The organism is Paenibacillus sp. FSL L8-0340, from assembly GCF_038593145.1.
In the GTDB taxonomy this organism is placed as follows: Bacteria; Bacillota; Bacilli; order Paenibacillales; family Paenibacillaceae; genus Paenibacillus_AQ.
Genome location: NZ_CP151967.1, coordinates 37,474 through 53,415, shown reverse-complemented (window position 1 = coordinate 53,415; position 15,942 = coordinate 37,474). Strand labels below are relative to the sequence as shown.

16 protein-coding genes are annotated in these 15,942 nt (G+C 51.3%); 1 reads left to right on the top strand and 15 read right to left on the bottom strand.

Translation table 11 applies throughout. The features are described 5' to 3' along the window. Positions 1-198 precede the first annotated feature (198 nt). The 13 genes from NST07_RS00260 to pth all read right to left on the bottom strand — a co-directional run bounded on the left by NST07_RS00260 (position 199) and on the right by pth (position 13,020). Entirely contained in the window at positions 199-708 is a 510-nt protein-coding gene (locus tag NST07_RS00260; RefSeq protein ID WP_341089036.1) for a S1 domain-containing RNA-binding protein, read from the bottom strand. A 124-nt stretch (positions 709-832) separates the two neighbouring features. Then, a complete protein-coding gene (locus NST07_RS00255; RefSeq protein WP_341376983.1) occupies positions 833-1,168 on the bottom strand; it encodes a septum formation initiator family protein in 336 nt (111 codons plus the stop codon). Between the two features lie 22 nt (positions 1,169-1,190). Further along, positions 1,191-1,754, bottom strand: coding sequence for a spore cortex biosynthesis protein YabQ (gene yabQ / locus NST07_RS00250; RefSeq protein WP_341089033.1), 564 nt, complete (start codon positions 1,752-1,754; stop codon positions 1,191-1,193). Then, the gene (gene yabP, locus NST07_RS00245; protein ID WP_076113635.1) at positions 1,751-2,035 is read right to left on the bottom strand and encodes a sporulation protein YabP; all 285 of its coding nucleotides are present in this window, start codon (positions 2,033-2,035) and stop codon (positions 1,751-1,753) included. The genes yabQ and yabP overlap by 4 nt, the downstream gene beginning before the upstream one ends. A 204-nt stretch (positions 2,036-2,239) precedes the next feature. Then, a complete protein-coding gene (locus tag NST07_RS00240; RefSeq protein WP_150275633.1) occupies positions 2,240-2,518 on the bottom strand; it encodes an RNA-binding S4 domain-containing protein in 279 nt (92 codons plus the stop codon). Next, positions 2,518-2,790 (bottom strand): HU family DNA-binding protein, encoded by a 273-nt coding sequence (locus tag NST07_RS00235; protein ID WP_038584392.1) that lies wholly within the window; start codon positions 2,788-2,790, stop codon positions 2,518-2,520. Before NST07_RS00235 ends, NST07_RS00240 begins: the two co-directional genes overlap by 1 nt. 298 nt (positions 2,791-3,088) lie before the next feature. Next, positions 3,089-4,588 carry a nucleoside triphosphate pyrophosphohydrolase gene (mazG, locus tag NST07_RS00230; RefSeq protein WP_341089028.1) on the bottom strand — a complete coding sequence of 500 codons (1,500 nt, stop codon included), beginning with the start codon at positions 4,586-4,588 and terminating at the stop codon, positions 3,089-3,091. 115 nt (positions 4,589-4,703) lie between these two features. Next, positions 4,704-6,383, bottom strand: coding sequence for a polysaccharide biosynthesis protein (locus tag NST07_RS00225; RefSeq protein WP_342481916.1), 1,680 nt, complete (start codon positions 6,381-6,383; stop codon positions 4,704-4,706). A 222-nt stretch (positions 6,384-6,605) separates the two neighbouring features. Continuing rightward, positions 6,606-7,148, bottom strand: a complete 543-nt coding sequence (gene spoVT, locus NST07_RS00220) for a stage V sporulation protein T (protein ID WP_038584386.1) — start codon at positions 7,146-7,148, stop codon at positions 6,606-6,608. Positions 7,149-7,431: 283 nt separating this feature from the next. Then, positions 7,432-8,499 carry a peptidylprolyl isomerase gene (locus NST07_RS00215; protein ID WP_342480902.1) on the bottom strand — a complete coding sequence of 356 codons (1,068 nt, stop codon included), beginning with the start codon at positions 8,497-8,499 and terminating at the stop codon, positions 7,432-7,434. Then, entirely contained in the window at positions 8,486-12,010 is a 3,525-nt protein-coding gene (mfd, locus tag NST07_RS00210) for a transcription-repair coupling factor (RefSeq protein WP_342481915.1), read from the bottom strand. The genes NST07_RS00215 and mfd overlap by 14 nt, the downstream gene beginning before the upstream one ends. A gap of 132 nt (positions 12,011-12,142) precedes the next feature. Continuing rightward, positions 12,143-12,373: an anti-sigma-F factor Fin family protein gene (locus NST07_RS00205; protein WP_341089025.1), complete on the bottom strand. Its 231-nt coding sequence runs from the start codon at positions 12,371-12,373 to the stop codon at positions 12,143-12,145. An 86-nt stretch (positions 12,374-12,459) separates the two neighbouring features. Continuing rightward, entirely contained in the window at positions 12,460-13,020 is a 561-nt protein-coding gene (gene pth / locus NST07_RS00200; protein WP_341089024.1) for an aminoacyl-tRNA hydrolase, read from the bottom strand. Between the two features lie 125 nt (positions 13,021-13,145). Here pth and NST07_RS00195 point away from each other — a divergent pair, with 125 nt between their 5' ends. Then, on the top strand, positions 13,146-13,346 hold the full coding sequence (locus NST07_RS00195; RefSeq protein WP_038584374.1) for a hypothetical protein: 201 nt from the start codon (positions 13,146-13,148) through the stop codon (positions 13,344-13,346). Between the two features lie 123 nt (positions 13,347-13,469). Here the strand turns inward: NST07_RS00195 and NST07_RS00190 are convergent, their stop codons facing one another. Further along, the gene (locus tag NST07_RS00190; RefSeq protein ID WP_019914487.1) at positions 13,470-14,423 is read right to left on the bottom strand and encodes a ribose-phosphate diphosphokinase; all 954 of its coding nucleotides are present in this window, start codon (positions 14,421-14,423) and stop codon (positions 13,470-13,472) included. 88 nt (positions 14,424-14,511) lie between these two features. Next, positions 14,512-15,912: a bifunctional UDP-N-acetylglucosamine diphosphorylase/glucosamine-1-phosphate N-acetyltransferase GlmU gene (gene glmU, locus NST07_RS00185; protein WP_342480901.1), complete on the bottom strand. Its 1,401-nt coding sequence runs from the start codon at positions 15,910-15,912 to the stop codon at positions 14,512-14,514. Positions 15,913-15,942: the final 30 nt, after the last annotated feature.

Here is a 15,942-nt window from a genome sequence, read left to right as displayed (position 1 = left end):
TCCCATGCGGGGCATTGGATTGATAGACTCGACCATCGGATTGCCGCAAGACTGTGCAGAGGCCAGCGGCAGATTTTCGTCAGCGATTGCTCTGGTGTTATGTGAGAATGAGATAGATGCTGTCGGCAATTTGCCGGGCAACGACAAAAAAACCGCAAGGGCGAAAGCCCCTGCGGTTATTTATGATGTGCAAGTAGATTATACGCGTTTGGCTCCACGGCCTCCGCGCTTTCCTTCTGTGTTCTTCTTGATCGAAGATATCCGTTCTTCGCTGTCTTTCAGGAAGCGTGACATTTTATCCTCGAATGAAGGTTTACCGGCTGCAGGCTTGAATGGACGCCCTCCCCGTTCACGATTGAAACCACCACCACCGCCGCCGCCTCCACCACTGCCGCCACCGCCGCCGAAACGGTCTCCACCGCTTGGACGTTCTGGTCTTGGAGCTCTAGGGGGACGTACTTCCGATGCCGGCTTATCTACAGCCTGCTTGATGGAAAGCCCGATCTTGCCGTCCTTGTCAACGTTGATCACCTTGACAGTTACTACATCACCAATCTTTAAATGATCGTTAACATCCTTGACGTAGTTATCGGCGATTTCCGAAATGTGAACGAGACCTGTGACACCTCCTGACAGATCCACAAATGCTCCGAAATGCGTGATGCCTGTCACCTTGCCTTCTAACTTGGTGCCCACTTCAATTGCCATAGAATAAAATGATCCTCCCTTAAAAATATACAGACGAATATAAAGTCCATCCAGTCTGCGGTGATTTGATTATACAGTAAAGAGCAAAGCAAGGCAACACAGCGAAAGCCTCTTTTGGCCTGCTTTATTGTCCTGATTGCTCGGGACGAATAGGCTGTTCCCCTAACGGATACATATTGTACCATTTACGCGCCAATTGGCCGATATACTCGTCATCGTTAAGTCGTGACACTTCGTATTTCAGTTGATTGAGAGAAGCCGTAACTCCCTCGCTGCTCGCCTGCTTCTTGGCCAGCTGTTCACTCTTGTCCGCAATTGCCGCACTCTGGGCAAAGAAAATATAACCGGCCCAGCCCAAAAAAACTGTAACCATGACCGCCCATATGAATCTTCTTCTCTTCGCGCCTGCAGCCAAGCCTTTGTTATTGCTACTCTTCTCTTCTGCAGAAAATCTGTTCATGCAGCCTACCCCCAGTTCAATCTCAGCGTTTCCACCATGCAGTCAACCACTCAGACAATCTCACCATCCAGGCACTGTGATAGAGCCGGGACAAAGACGGAGAGATCCATCTTACTGGAAGTACCCAAATTGGCTTCGTTAGACGCAGCAGCAGCTTCAGGATAAATAACAGGATCCGGCACAAGAGCAGCAGCGTCCCCCTCAGGAGGCGCCAAAGCCAGCGAAGCGGCATGCCTATTACGATTTCTACAGCTCTCCATAGCAGCCTGCACGTATACTGAATCGACTGAATTAACATTACCACAAAATGCCGCACCGTAACACTGAAGAGTAAAAAATAAATCCATACGCCTAGAAAGAGGCCAAGAAAGACATAAAACCTCAATTGTCCCTGATTCCCGGCATAAAGCATCCGGAAGACGAGGAGTGCCGCCCACATCCAATACAGCAGATCCAGCAGCGCATTCAGCCATTTGGGAAAGCTTAATTTCAGCGACAGCACCCGGTAGCTGTCATAGGCCAGTCCCATGGCTGTGCCGGCCAGCATCATGTAAAGCAGGGTGATCCACTGAATCGCGGGATTCATTTAAACAGTTTGCCGAGGATGCCTTTGTTTTTACTCTGTGCTCCGGGATCAAGGTAAATCAGGGAATGGACGTTGCCCTCCAGAGACAAAAGCCCATTCTCCAGACTTAGATTCTTGATATGTAAATGATTTCCGCGAATGGTGAGATGGCCAAGTTCCGTGCGTAGCAGAAACTCCTCGCTGTCGAAGCTCTCCACATTCTGCACGCCTGTTAGCTCCAATTGCTTGCGACTGCGCATGTGCAGATCGTGCTGTTTATTGACTTTGACTGGCTCGATCATAGCATGTACCCCTCCTTCTTGTTTCTAATCTATGGTGGAAGAAGAGGTTATAGAACAGAGGCTTTTAGAATTTCAAAAGACCGATAGAGCTCCTGCACGAAGCCAACAGAGTTCTATTATTATTAAAAACAAAGAGGGTATTCCGGCCACTTCTGGCTACAGGAACACCCTCTTGCTTGTGATCTGCTTATCCTTACAGCGCTTTTACCAGTCGAGACCGTTGCTTTTGGCAACAGGCTCTTCACGGAGCAGCGTATACATGCCGGCGGCCTCATCCTTGCGGGTCGTTTCCACCAGTTTCTCCACTTTGACCGTTACTAGCTTTTGACCGAATTGCACTGTAATCTCGTCGCCGATCTTTACCGTACTGCTCGGTTTTGATTCCTTCCCATTAATCAGCACCCGGCCCTGTTCGGACACATCCTTGGCCACAGTGCGGCGCTTAATCAAACGGGATACCTTCAGGAATTTGTCCAGGCGCATTAGTTGACGGCTTCTTTAAGCTTGTTGCCAGCCTTGAAGGCCGGTACAGTGGATTCAGGAATTTCAATAGGTGTGCCCGATTGCGGGTTGCGGCCGGTGCGGCCGGAACGTTTGCGGGTTTCGAAAGTACCGAAGCCGATCAATTGGACCTTATCGCCTTTGGACAGTGCATCTGTAATTTCACCCAGCACGCCGTTCAATACGGTTTCTACATCTTTCTTTGCCAATCCGCTTTTTTCGGAAATGTTGTTTACCAAATCTGTCTTGTTCATAATTTGAAGTTCCTCCTAGGATACAAAAAAATAAATGAAACGCGATAAGCTGCTAGGATATGCCGCGAATCGTCATTTCGTCTTTAAGATATTCTGGATGCCGCCCGAAATTCCTGCCGCAAACACTCTATTTTTTTAAAATTAAGAGAGCAGTCCAGGCTCAGGCACTATTACATTATAAACCTCTCACCGCATTCCAAACCAGAGAGTTAAGCCCCATTCACATCATTGCCTCTTCCTGCAGCCCCTATACTGCAAAAGGCTGGGAAAGCGACGCCTATATTAGAGATGCTCAGAATCAATTTTTTTGCTCCTTGACCTTTGCCTCCTGCCACAACGCTTCCATCTCTTCTAGACTGCTGTCCAATAGACGGGTGTTCCGGCTTAGCAGCTGCTGCTCAATATATTGGAATCTAGATACAAACTTGCGGTTGGTACGGGTTAACGCCTCTTCCGGGTCCGCACCGATGAAGCGTGCAGCATTGGTCGCGGCGAACAGCAAATCCCCCAGCTCCAGCATTTGCTCCTCCGCCGGTGCGCCGGATTCGATAGCCTCCTGAAGCTCATCAACCTCTTCGCGGATTTTAGCCAGCACATCGCCAACGTTGTCCCAATCGAATCCTACTTTTGAGGCCTTTTTCTGCAGTTTGTAGGCCTTCATTAGCGCAGGCAAATCACGGGGAACACCACTCAGCGCGGATTCTGCTTCCGGTGTTACGCCTTTAAGCCGTTTTTCCTCGGCCTTCATGCCCTCCCAGTTCTGGAGCGCTTCCTCGGCATCTGCAGCATTCTTATCGCCGAAGACATGCGGATGGCGGAAGATCAGCTTGTCATTCAATCCTTCAATGACATCATAGACATTAAAGGTGCCCTGCTCCTCCTCCATCTGGGAATGAAGCAGGATCTGCAGCAGCAGGTCGCCCAGCTCTTCCTTCATATGGTCCGGATCATCCTCATCAATCGTTTCCAGAACCTCATAGGTTTCCTCAATCAGATTTTTGCGCAGTGATTCATGCGTCTGCTCCCGGTCCCATGGACACCCTTCCGGACTGCGCAACGTATCGACAATTTCATGTAAGCGGGCGAATGTGCGTTTTCGTGCACTTTCAGCGCGGTTGGCCGGAACATAAATCAGCGAGAGATTGCCGTACCCTTCCAGGCGGTCCAGCTCATACAGCGGTACCCGGAGAATACGTTCTTCCTTATCCACTCCAAGAGCATGTCCTACGATTACCTCATACTCCGGCGGATAACAATCCATCAGACAGAGCTTGGTTTCGGAAGCCGTGAAGCTGTCGTAGACCTGGCCGATCAGCGTATGCAGCTCCGGCTGAAGCTGGGAACTGCGGATACCGGAAGCATCCAGAAGCTGAAACCCTTCAATCGGGTCGAAGCCAAGCCGTACGAATGCCTCATCGAGAAAGCTTTCCCCGCCGAGAATGTGCAGTTCTACTCCCGCGCCCGGGCAGCGCTCCCGCAGCAGGGATACCGCCGATTCTGCAACCATGGGATGCCCCGGGACGGCATAGACAATTTCCGTACCCTGCGGTGCGGAACGCGCTTCCTCGATTAATTTCGCCGTAATGGCTTCATACACCTCAGGAAACGAGGACAGCGATTCATACAGCCCGTCAAAGGACTGAGAAGCTATTTCAAGCTCTGTTAAAGCTGCCATCACCGGATGCTCTGCGGTCCGGACATAAACGGCGGATGCGGATTGCAGCTTCTTGATAATGCCCAGGGTCAGCCGGTCGGGATTGCCGGAACCGAGGCCAACCACGGTTAATGTTGCGCTCATACCTGTCTCCACTCCTTCTGCACTGCCTTGCCGCTGAGGCTAAGGCAGCTTTGTATGTACTGCAATATAGTAATCTCATGCTTAAGAGATAACGGTTGGAACCCCTAGCTGCGCCTTAAGGGAACAGGCGCAGCTTCTTCAGCTTGTCCGCAAGCCGCGGGCCAAAGCCCGGAAGCTGGCGCAGCTCGCTTTCGCTGAGCAGCCGCAGGGCAACAGCGCCGGCCGCGAAGACGGCGCAGCCTGCCAGCACGCCGAGCAGGCTCTGCGCCAGGGCTGCGGTACGCCCGCCGCCGAAGCCGATGGCTGCGGCCGCACTGCCAACGCCGAGGCTTACGGCTGCGGCGCCCAGGCCAAGGCCCGCGAGCAGCAGCGCGGGCTTCACCAGGGCATCTGCGAAGCGCAGCCGCAGATGGCCCATACGGTACAGCAGCAGCACATTCAGCGCTGCTGCGAAGAGATGTGCGGCCACGCTGGCGATGGCTGCGCCGGTAATGCCCTGCTGCGGAATCAGCAGCAGGTTAAGGGCCGCCTTGAGCACCGCGGCGGCCAAGAGATGTATCGCCGGCGCGCGCACGGCGCCCAGGCCCTGCAGCAGCGCGGAGGAGATGATGCTGACCGTACCGCCAGCGGCGGTAAAGGCCAGCCAGGTCATCGTGCCGCTGCCGGCAGCATCACCGTACAGAGCCACATTGACCGGCTCTGCAAGGACGGCCAGGCCAACCGAAGCGGCCAGGCCCAGCAGCCAGAACCAGCGCAGCGACAGGCTGCAGCGGGTCTGGATCAGCCCGAGATCTCCGCGGTGCTTCGCCTCCGCGAGTGCCGGGATGAAGACCACTGATAACGAAGTGGCCAGCATCGTTACCATCTGAACAAGCGGCAGGCCGCGATTGTAGATGCCGAACTGCGCCATCGCCGCCGCTTCACTGACAGTTGACGACAGCAAACGGGGGACGGTAAATACATCGACCAGCCCGATAAGCGGTATAGCCAGCGTTCCGAGCATGACTGGAATACCATAGCCCAGCAGCTTGCGGGCCTTGGCTCCTGTCTGCTCCCGGATATTGTCCGCAGCAGAACTCCGGGTCCAGGCGGTTTCAGCGGCAGCTGATATCGCCAGCTCAGCCGACTGCTGCGCTACGCTCACACGGCGGCGGTAATTCTGCCAATACAGCAGCATGACAATCAGACCGGCCGCTCCGCCGCCAGCCGAGCCAATCAGCGCACCCGCCGCGATGGTGGCCGCATCTGCTCCCTTCCCGGTCAGATACAGCAGCAGTGCGATCATGACAGCTACCCGCACCGACTGCTCGACAACCTGCGACACCGCGGTAGGGACCATATTATGCAGTCCCTGAAAATAACCGCGCAATGCGGCCATAAGCGGAACAACAGCAAGCCCTAATGCGCTGCAGCGCAGCGCGGGAATGACATGGGAGTTGCCGACCCACCCGGCGATAACCGGAGCCCCAAGATAGGCAAGGGCCCCGATCACAAGGCCGCTGATGACTGTAATGGCCGCTGACAGCAGCAGAACCCTCCGGCCTTCGCTTTCATCTCTGTCGGCCGAGGACTCGGCCACGAATCTGGCGATTGCAGACGGCAGACCCAGCATAGCTATCGTTATAAGCATCGTGTACAGGGGATTAACCGTGTTGTATATGCCGAACACGGCGTCTCCCCCCAGATTTTGCAGCGGAATTTTCTGCAGCGTACCGATCAGTTTGGAGAGAATGGCTGCTGCGCTGAGAATAAATGCGCCTTGCAGTAATTTAGAGCCTTGTGTACCAGATTTCATAAAAGTACCTGCTTCTACAGCGATAACTGCCATAATGGGATGAATTTCTATATTATAACGCATGGAGGCGCGTAAGTAGAAGCGGTTTTGGTTGCATTTACACGGACGGCCGCATTTTTCTGCAATCCGCATCTTCTTATCTTTTCCAAAATGGAATGTCAAAACCCCGCCCTCCCTTTGTATCATACCAAAAGGAAAGCGGGGTCCATAGTATCAAAGCTGTTACTGCTCCATCTGCTTGCCCAGAAAAGCGGCTGCCGTTTCGGCCATTTTGATTTCCATTTGCGCCATTTTTACCGAATCATCCTTGTTCAGCAGCACTACACAACCGATGGGGTCCCCGCCTGAGATGATGGGAGCAGCTACATAGCTCGATATTAATTCTGCATGATCTTTACCGATGTCATAGCTGCCTGCATTCGTTTCGAGCACGGTCTTGCGGCTGTCCATTACCTTCTCCAGAAGCACACCCACCTGTTTCTCGAGATAATCCTTTTTGGAGCCTCCGGCAAGGGCGATAAAAGTGTCCCTGTCAGTAATCATTGTAATATGCCCGGTGCCTTCATAAAGCGACTCTGCATATTCCTTGGCGAAATCGCCCAGCTCACCAATGGGGGAATACTTCTTCAGTATGACTTCACCGTCGCGATCGACGAAAATTTCCAACGGATCCCCTTCACGAATACGTAGTGTGCGTCTGATTTCTTTAGGGATAACAACTCGACCGAGGTCATCAATACGACGTACAATTCCAGTAGCTTTCATTTCACATGTTGCCCCGCTTTCTTAAGAAGTATGGTCCAACTACTGTCCATTAAGGGAATGGATAATCCCAGTGATTTATCGTAATATCTGACCATAGTATTCATCTCTTCCCAGTTCCTTATACATCCTCTGGAAGGTATAACATTAAATATCCTTAATCCGCAGACTTCCGGCGCACCCCTCCCCGTTATGTGCTATTTTTAACATAATTATACATTATAATTTACAAAATAAAGCCATCCCTCGCTTTGAAGCGTCAGGATGGCTTGTCCGTGCAAATGGTTTATTTGGCTTCTTGTGTAGCCTCTGGTGAGGCACTTGGAGCTTCTGTAGCTTTAGTTCCGCTGTTTGTTCCGGACTCAGAGGCAGCAGCGGAGCTTTTCGGCAGATTGATTTTGATTTCCAGGTCTTTCAGATTGTTTTCGAGGAAGGACTCCACGCTCTGCGAAGCCAGCGAGCTTTTGATTGCTTCCTTTTGTTCACCGGTCAGCTTGTCAAAGGTTGCTTCTGTACGGCTCTCCACCTTAATGATGTAATAACCCAATTTTGTTAGCACTGGATCACTGATTGTATTCAGCGGCAGTGTCTGGGCTGCTGCCTTGAACTCCTCCGAATAATTGCCCAGAAATACTTCCTTCAGCTGGCCGCCAGCTTCCTTAGACGCGGTATCGTCGGTGTATTGCTTGGCGATTTCCGCAAAGTCCGCTCCACCGTCAAGCTTAGCCTTTACCTCCTTAGCCAGCTTAAGTGCGTCTTCCTCGGTACGCTCTTTTTTGTTGGCGTCGGTCAGTCCGATCAACACCTGACGAAGAGTAGCTACAGTGAAATCGCCTTTGATTACTTCAAATTCCTTCTTTACTTGGTCATCGGTTACTTTGAGCAGCATATCCTGAAAAACCGTAAGCACACGCACCATATAAGTCCGCACATCGTCTTCCTTCAGATTCTGCTCCTTTAATACGCTATCAAAGGTGTCACCCAAACGGCTCTTAAGATCAGCTAATTGCACATCGGCTTCCTTCTCGGCCTGCTTCTTAGCCTCATCTGTTGCCTTGCCGGCCAGATGCTCAAAGGCCACTTCCTGGTTCAGAATAGATTCCTTGAAGGTATCAATCTCCAGGTACTGGGCCTGCTGAGGGGAGAGGAATTTCATGACACGGGTGTCTAAATCGAATTCCTTCTCAGTAATGGTTCCCCCTTTGTAGGTAGCGTACGCTGTGCTGCTATCATCAGCTGCATTATTATTTTTATTATTGTTGTTGCTGCTGCAAGCAGAAAGCATAGAGAAAGAAAGAGCCGCTGCCAGTGAGACCAGCAGCACTTTCCAGGATTTTGTTTTATTTAACGACATCATGTAGTTCTCCCTTCAATTTTAGAGACTGTTTGGCCGCTGCCAGAAACTGCTCTAACAGATCAAGCAGCGCCTTATCGTCAAGATCCTTCGACTTGATGCGGATACTGGCTTTTGCATCCCTATCAAATTGTACACGTCTTTCAAAGCTATTTCCAACTTTGGCAAGCTTGGCCGTATCAAAGGCCCCGGTGCTCCCTTCATGGAAGTTCAACGAAACATCGTCACCACGACGGATCATTGATTCCAATCCATAGAGCTTTCCATATACCTTGAGACGGGCTACGGACAGCAGATTGACTACGGCCTCCGGCAATTCTCCGAAGCGGTCAAGCAGTTCATCCTCCAATTCCCCAGCGTCCTCAAAAGTGGAAACCGCCGCAACCTTCTTGTAAATTTCGATCTTCTGGATGCTGTCGTAGATATACTCGGATGGAAGATACGCATCAATTGACAAATCAATGACCGTATTGCCATGCTTCAGCGAAGTATCCTCTTCTCCCAGTACAGTGACCTTACGCTTACGGATTTCTTCCGCCAGCATTTGCGAATACAGGTCGAAACCGACGGAAGCGATAAACCCGTGCTGCTCCGCACCAAGCAGATTGCCCGCTCCGCGAATGGAAAGGTCGCGCATGGCAATTTTGAAGCCGGAGCCAAGCTCCGTAAATTCCTTGATGGATTGCAGGCGCTTCTCCGCGACCTCAGTCAGCACCTTGTCCCGCTGATACGTGAAATAGGCATAGGCAATCCGGTTAGAGCGTCCTACACGTCCACGCAGCTGATAGAGCTGCGATAGCCCCATTTTGTCGGCATCATGGACAATAAGCGTATTGACATTCGGAATATCCACCCCAGTCTCAATGATACTTGTGCTCACCAGCACATCGTATTCTCCGTCAAGGAAATCGAGTATGGTCTTCTCCAGCTCCGATTCCGACATTTGGCCGTGGCCAATGCCGACCCTTGCTTCCGGAACGAGCATGGAGATTTGGGCGGCCATTTCCTGAATGCCTTGAACGCGGTTATAAAGATAATAGACCTGTCCTCCACGGGCCAGCTCACGTTCCACCGCTTCCCGGGTAAGCGTCTGACTATGTTCAACCACATACGTCTGCACGGGAAAGCGGTTCTCCGGTGGTGTCTCAATGACTGACAAATCCCGCACGCCAAGCATCGACATATGCAAGGTCCGTGGAATAGGCGTTGCAGTCAAGGTGAGCACATCGACATTGGTCTTGAGCTTCTTGAGTTTTTCTTTATGGGTTACACCAAAGCGCTGCTCTTCATCAACAATTAAAAGACCGAGATCCTTAAAGACCATATCCTGCGACAACAGCCTGTGTGTGCCGATTACTACATCTACCGTTCCCTGCCGGACACCCTTAATGGTCTCATTCTGCTCTTTGCGGCTGCGGAAGCGGCTCAGCACCTGAATGTTCAGCGGATAATTGGCAAACCGCTCACGGAAGGTTTCATAATGCTGCTGCGCGAGGATTGTGGTCGGCACCAGCACGGCAACCTGCTTGCCTTCAATCGCTGATTTGAAGGCTGCCCGGATCGCCACCTCCGTCTTGCCATAGCCAACGTCTCCGCATAGCAGCCGGTCCATCGGACGGTTCTGCTCCATATCCTTCTTGATCTCTTCGATAGCACGCAGCTGATCTCGGGTTTCGTCATACGGGAACATTTCCTCGAATTCACGCTGCTCCTGCGTATCCTTCTCAAAACCATAACCCAGAGCACTTTGGCGTTCGGCGTACAGCTTAATCAGATCATCCGCGATATCCTGAACAGAAGAACGCACTTTATTAGTAACTCGCGTCCACTCGTTTCCGCCAAGCTTGTATACCTTCGGTTCTTTATCTTCCGATCCGACATATTTCTGAATCAGATCTATCTGGTCAATCGGTACAGATAGCTTATCGCCACCGGCATATAGAATATGCATATAATCCCGGTGAATTCCGCTGACCTCAAGTGTGCCAATCCCCATATATTTGCCGATACCGTGATTCTGATGTACCACGTAATCGCCGATTTTGAGCTCGGTATAGCTCTTGATCCGTTCTGCATTGTCAATTCCTTTGGAAACCTTGCGCGCCTTGCGCTGCTTCTGGGAGAACATCTCTCCTTCAGTGATCACGGCAAGATGAATGGAAGGCAGCTCAAAACCGGAGCCCAGATTCCCGTGGACAATAGTAGGCTCTTCGATGCCATAATCGTACAGCACCCGGCGGACCCGTTCCATCCGCTCCTCGCTGCTCGCCAGCATCACGACCTGCACACCCGACTTATGCCAGCGCTCCATCTCCGATTTCAGCACATTCATCTGGCCGTGGAAATCCTGCATGCCGCGGCTGATAAATCCAAGGATGTTCTGCGGCTGGATATGTGGAACCTGGCGCAGGAAAATCGACATGAACAGACTCTGGAATGGGCGGCGGTACATGATAGCCTCATTATCTACAGAAAGATGAAGATCAGGCAGATTCTTGCCGTTCTGCAGCAAATGCAGGTTCCATTCTGACTCGTCCCGCTCCAGCTGTTTCGCCGTTTCCAGCAGTCTGGCCGGCTCATCCATAATAAGGAGAGTATCCTGTGCCATATAATCATATAAATGGCAGCGTTCAGGATATAACAGACTGATATATTTATAGACTTCAGGGAAATAGGTGCCCTGCCGCAGCATCTCCAGCTCCCGGCCCATTTCCTCACGCAAACGTAGCTTTGCCTGCCGGTCGGTCATTTTCTCAAGCTGGCGTTCCAGCATCGCAGCCGCTTCAGAGGCTGCCGAATCCTGGCGGGACTGGTCTGCGATGATCTCCTTAGCCGGTGTGATCTTCACACTGCGCACCTTGTCGATGGATCGCTGGTCTGCAGGATCAAAGGTTCGGATCGAATCGATCTCATCATCAAACAGCTCTACCCGATAAGCCAGTGAAGAGGTCATTGGATAGAAATCGACAATGCCCCCCCGAACACTAAGCTCACCGCGGTTCTCTACCCGTTCAACCCGTTCATAACCCATCATAATCATTGACATTAGAAAATCATCGAGAGAGAGGGTTCCATCCTGTGAAACGGTTAATTGTGCCTCTGCCATCACATGCGGCGATGGAAGCAGACGCCGGACGCCGGAATAAGGCACAACCACAACGCCACGGAAGCCCTGCGCACATTTGGTCAGGACATCTATCCGCTGAGCGAGCGTCTCAGGGCTGGAGACAGCCGCTTCAGCGGCAACCAGCTCATTGGCAGGGTAAAGCAGCACGCGATCCGGAGAAAGCGCTTCCTGCAAATCCTCAGCCATCTTCTGGGCCGAGAACATATTATGGGTGACTATAAGCAGCGGCCGTTCGGTTTCTTCATGCAGCGCCGCCAGCATAATTTGTCTGGCCGAACCGGACAAACCTGATATTAGCTGCTCCTTCATCCCTACGGCAACACCGCGGGTGACAGACTGAAAATCAGGATCTTTGGAAAAAGCTTCTATAAGACCTTGTAACAACAAAAGACACCTCTCTTACTGAACAGGCTGACAGCAGCCTAAGCCGCCGCACCTATTATGATTAGAATTGAAAACAAGCCTCAGCGATAAGGCCAAGGCTTGCGGATGACGATAGAGACAGGCGCTTCCACCTTACTGAAGCGGACTGGACAGCAGGCTGAGCTCAGGGTTGTTCTCCAAGGCCTGTTTGCAGTAATCGCAAGTAACCTTTACCGTGATCTCACCTTCTGAATCATACGCTATGATATCTCTGCGCTCCGCAGGGGTCAAAGAATGCAGACCAAGCTGCGCTTCTGTGATATTACTTCTATTGATGCTTCCCAGAAATGTCCGGCAGTGCCTGCATACGTAGTGTATTGCCATCTATATGCCTCCTGAAGTTAGTATATACCCTTCAGTATGCCCCGGCCCGGCCGTATTTAGCCTAAAGATGCGGCGGGAGCGGGCGGCTAGCCATTGAATTTGGCCATGGTCTGTTCAAAGGTATGCTGCAGGCTGAACTCCAGGGCATCACAGGTATCCAGGATCATGGTCTTCAGCCTGTCTCCGTCTTTCTTGGGAAAGGTAGAAAGCACATAATCTACAATAGCAAAGCCCGGTTCAGGACGGGAGATCCCCATCCGCACACGGTTGAAGCTTTGCGTGCCTGTATGCTGTATGATCGACTTGATTCCGTTATGGCCTCCGGCACTTCCCTGATAACGCAGCCGGATTTTGCCGATTTCTGTATCAAGATCATCATAGACAACGATCATATCCTCTAAATTCACTTTATAATATTCCATATATGCACGAACCGCTTCTCCGGACAGGTTCATAAAGGTCATGGGTTTGATCAGAACTGTCTTGACTCCCCCGATGACGCCCTCACCGATTACGGACTTGCACTTATTCTGGTTAAAGGTGATTCCGTTTCTGGCCGCTAGCTCGTCAAGCGCCATAAAACCGACGTTATGCCTGGTTTTGGCGTACTGCGGTCCCGGATTTCCGAGTCCAACAATCCATTTCATGATGGCCTATCCTTTCCATCCGGTTCTCTTAAGCAGAAGAGTTCCGTTTTTGGTACAATGAATTTTATTAGGCTTACTTCTAGAGCAGCCTAGGGCCACTTTACTCCAAAGACAGGTGATGAACGATGCCACATCAGGGCGACATCTTAACGCTTCAGCGCCATTTCCAGTACCACATCCAATATGCTGTGCCTGTCGAAATTTACAGAGACAATGTGCACGTAGCCATCGGTGTAGTTACAGCGGCGGATGAAGGCTTTGTTGAGCTGCAAGGAACTCTTTACAACCGCAGCCTGTTCACCTTTATCTCCCGGCCAGGGTATTAATGCCGCAGCAAAGCTGGGGGTCATCACGCCGACAAGGGTTACATCTTCCGTTACGGAGGTGTAACCCTTTTTGAATATAGGCGGGAACGGCAGTCATATCACTACAAGAGCACTACCCGAATACTATTCGATTTCGAACAATTTGCTGATGGACAGCTCCTCATGAACACGAATAATCGCCTCACCCATAAGTGGAGCCACGGACAACACTTTGAGCTTCGAGGTCGGATTGCTGCTGCGGATTGGAATGGTATCCGTCACGATAATTTCTTTGATTGGTGAATTTTCCAGACGTTCATGCGCAGGTCCAGACAATACCGGGTGGGTACAGCAAGCATAAACTTCCTTCACGCCGCCTTCCATCAAGGCATTGGCTCCCAGTACAATCGTTCCGGCCGTGTCGATAATATCATCGATCAGAATCGCTGTTTTGCCTTCGATGTTACCGATAATATTCATGACTTCGCTGACATTGGGTTCCGGACGGCGTTTGTCGATGATCGCCAGAGGTGCGTTAAGGAAATCGGCAAGCTTTCTAGCCCGCACAACACCCCCATGGTCCGGGGAGACCACAACCGGATTCTGGATCTGCTTCGAACGGAAATACTGGGCAAGAATCGGGACACCCAGCAGATGATCCACCGGAATATCAAAGAAGCCTTGAATTTGCATGGCATGAAGGTCCATCGTGATAACACGGTGAGCTCCTGCTTTTTCGATCAGGTTCGCTACCAGCTTGGCCGTAATTGGATCACGGGAACGCGCCTTGCGGTCTTGACGAGCGTATCCGTAATAAGGAATAACCACATTGATGCTTTTCGCGGAAGCGCGTTTGAGCGCGTCTACCATAACCAGAAGCTCCATCAAATTGTCGTTAACCGGACCACAAGTCGACTGTACGATATAGACATGGCAGCCCCGGACACTCTCAGACAGCTTGACCTGAATCTCCCCGTCGCTGAAGCTTGTGGTATGTGATTCACCCATCGGAATTCCGATATAATCAGCAATTTGACTAGCCAGCTTAGGATTGGAGTTACAGGTGAAAATCTTTAATTTGGAATCGCAATAAGTCATAAAATATAAACCCTCCGTGACGGAATTTAGCTTCCAAGCAGCGCCGGTAAAGAGATCTCAGCTCTATCCGGCGCTTTGGCAGTGGCCCTTACGATTGACTTGACTGGTCTTTCTTTGCTTTGGCCCGGGAGCGGATCTTCTCGGCATATCCCGGCTTGTTCTCCTGTCTTACTCTGGCAATGGCCAAATCATTCTCCGAAACAGATCTTGTGATTGTCGACCCTGCAACAACAAAAGCGCCTTTGCCTACGGTGACCGGTGCAATCAGATTCACATTGCTGCCGATGAAGGCATTATCTTCAATTGTCGTCTTGGATTTATTAAATCCGTCATAATTGGCAGTAATTGCACCACAGCCAACATTTACATTCTTACCTACAGCGGCATCGCCGACATAGCTCAAATGCGATACTTTGGAGCCGTCGCCGATCACTGCATTCTTAATTTCCACGAAATCGCCTATTTTGACTTCCTCACCAAGTACAGTGCCCGGACGCAAATAGGCAAAAGGCCCAACGGTAGTCCGTGCGCCGACTTGTGCCTGATTCAGTACGGAATGCTTCACCTCAGCGCCGTCCATAATCACGCAGTCTTCGATTTCACTGAAAGGCCCGATCACGCAATCTTCACCAATGACGGTTTTGCCTTTCAGCTGGGTACCCGGATATAACACGGTATCTGATCCAATGATGACATCGGCTCCTATATAGGTGGAAGCCGGATCAATGATGGTTACACCGTTCAGCATATGCTGCCGGTTGATGCGCTGGCGCATGTAACCTTCTGCTTCGGATAAAGCCAAACGGTCGTTAACGCCGATAGACTCCGCAGCGTCATGAGCCTGATATCCCAGAACGATATCACCCTGTGCCCGGAGTATGCCGATTACATCTGTTAAATAATATTCCTGCTGGTTATTACTGTTGGTGACCTTCTCCAGCGCCGCGAACAGCTTGGCATTATCAAAACAATAGGTACCTGTATTAATTTCGCCTACAGCTGCTTCCTCAGCGGTGCAATCCTTCTGTTCCACAATCTTCAGTACACCGCCGTCTTCCCCGCGGATAACCCGTCCATAGCCTGCAGGCTGATCCATCACAGCAGTCAGTACAGTTGCTGCCGCATGCTGCCCTTCGTGCAGTGTCATAAGCCCTTCCAGCGTTTCCGCCATGACCAGCGGTGTATCACCGCAAATCACGATGGTTGTGCCTTCCTCGCTGCCGATAAGATCCTTAGCCTGTTTGACGGCATGACCGGTACCCAGTTGGGTTTCCTGCAGCACATATTCCGCATCCTGGCCTATATGGGCTTTTACTTGCTCTGCGCCATATCCGACAATAACGACGGTACGCTGGCTTCCGGTCGCTTTAACTGTATCAAGTACGTGCCCTACCATCGGTTTGCCACAGACGGGGTGCAGCACTTTATATAATTTAGATTTCATGCGCTTGCCTTGACCTGCGGCAAGTACAACAGCCATTCTTTTCAAGAATGCCAACCTCCCACTTCTTGAGCTCAC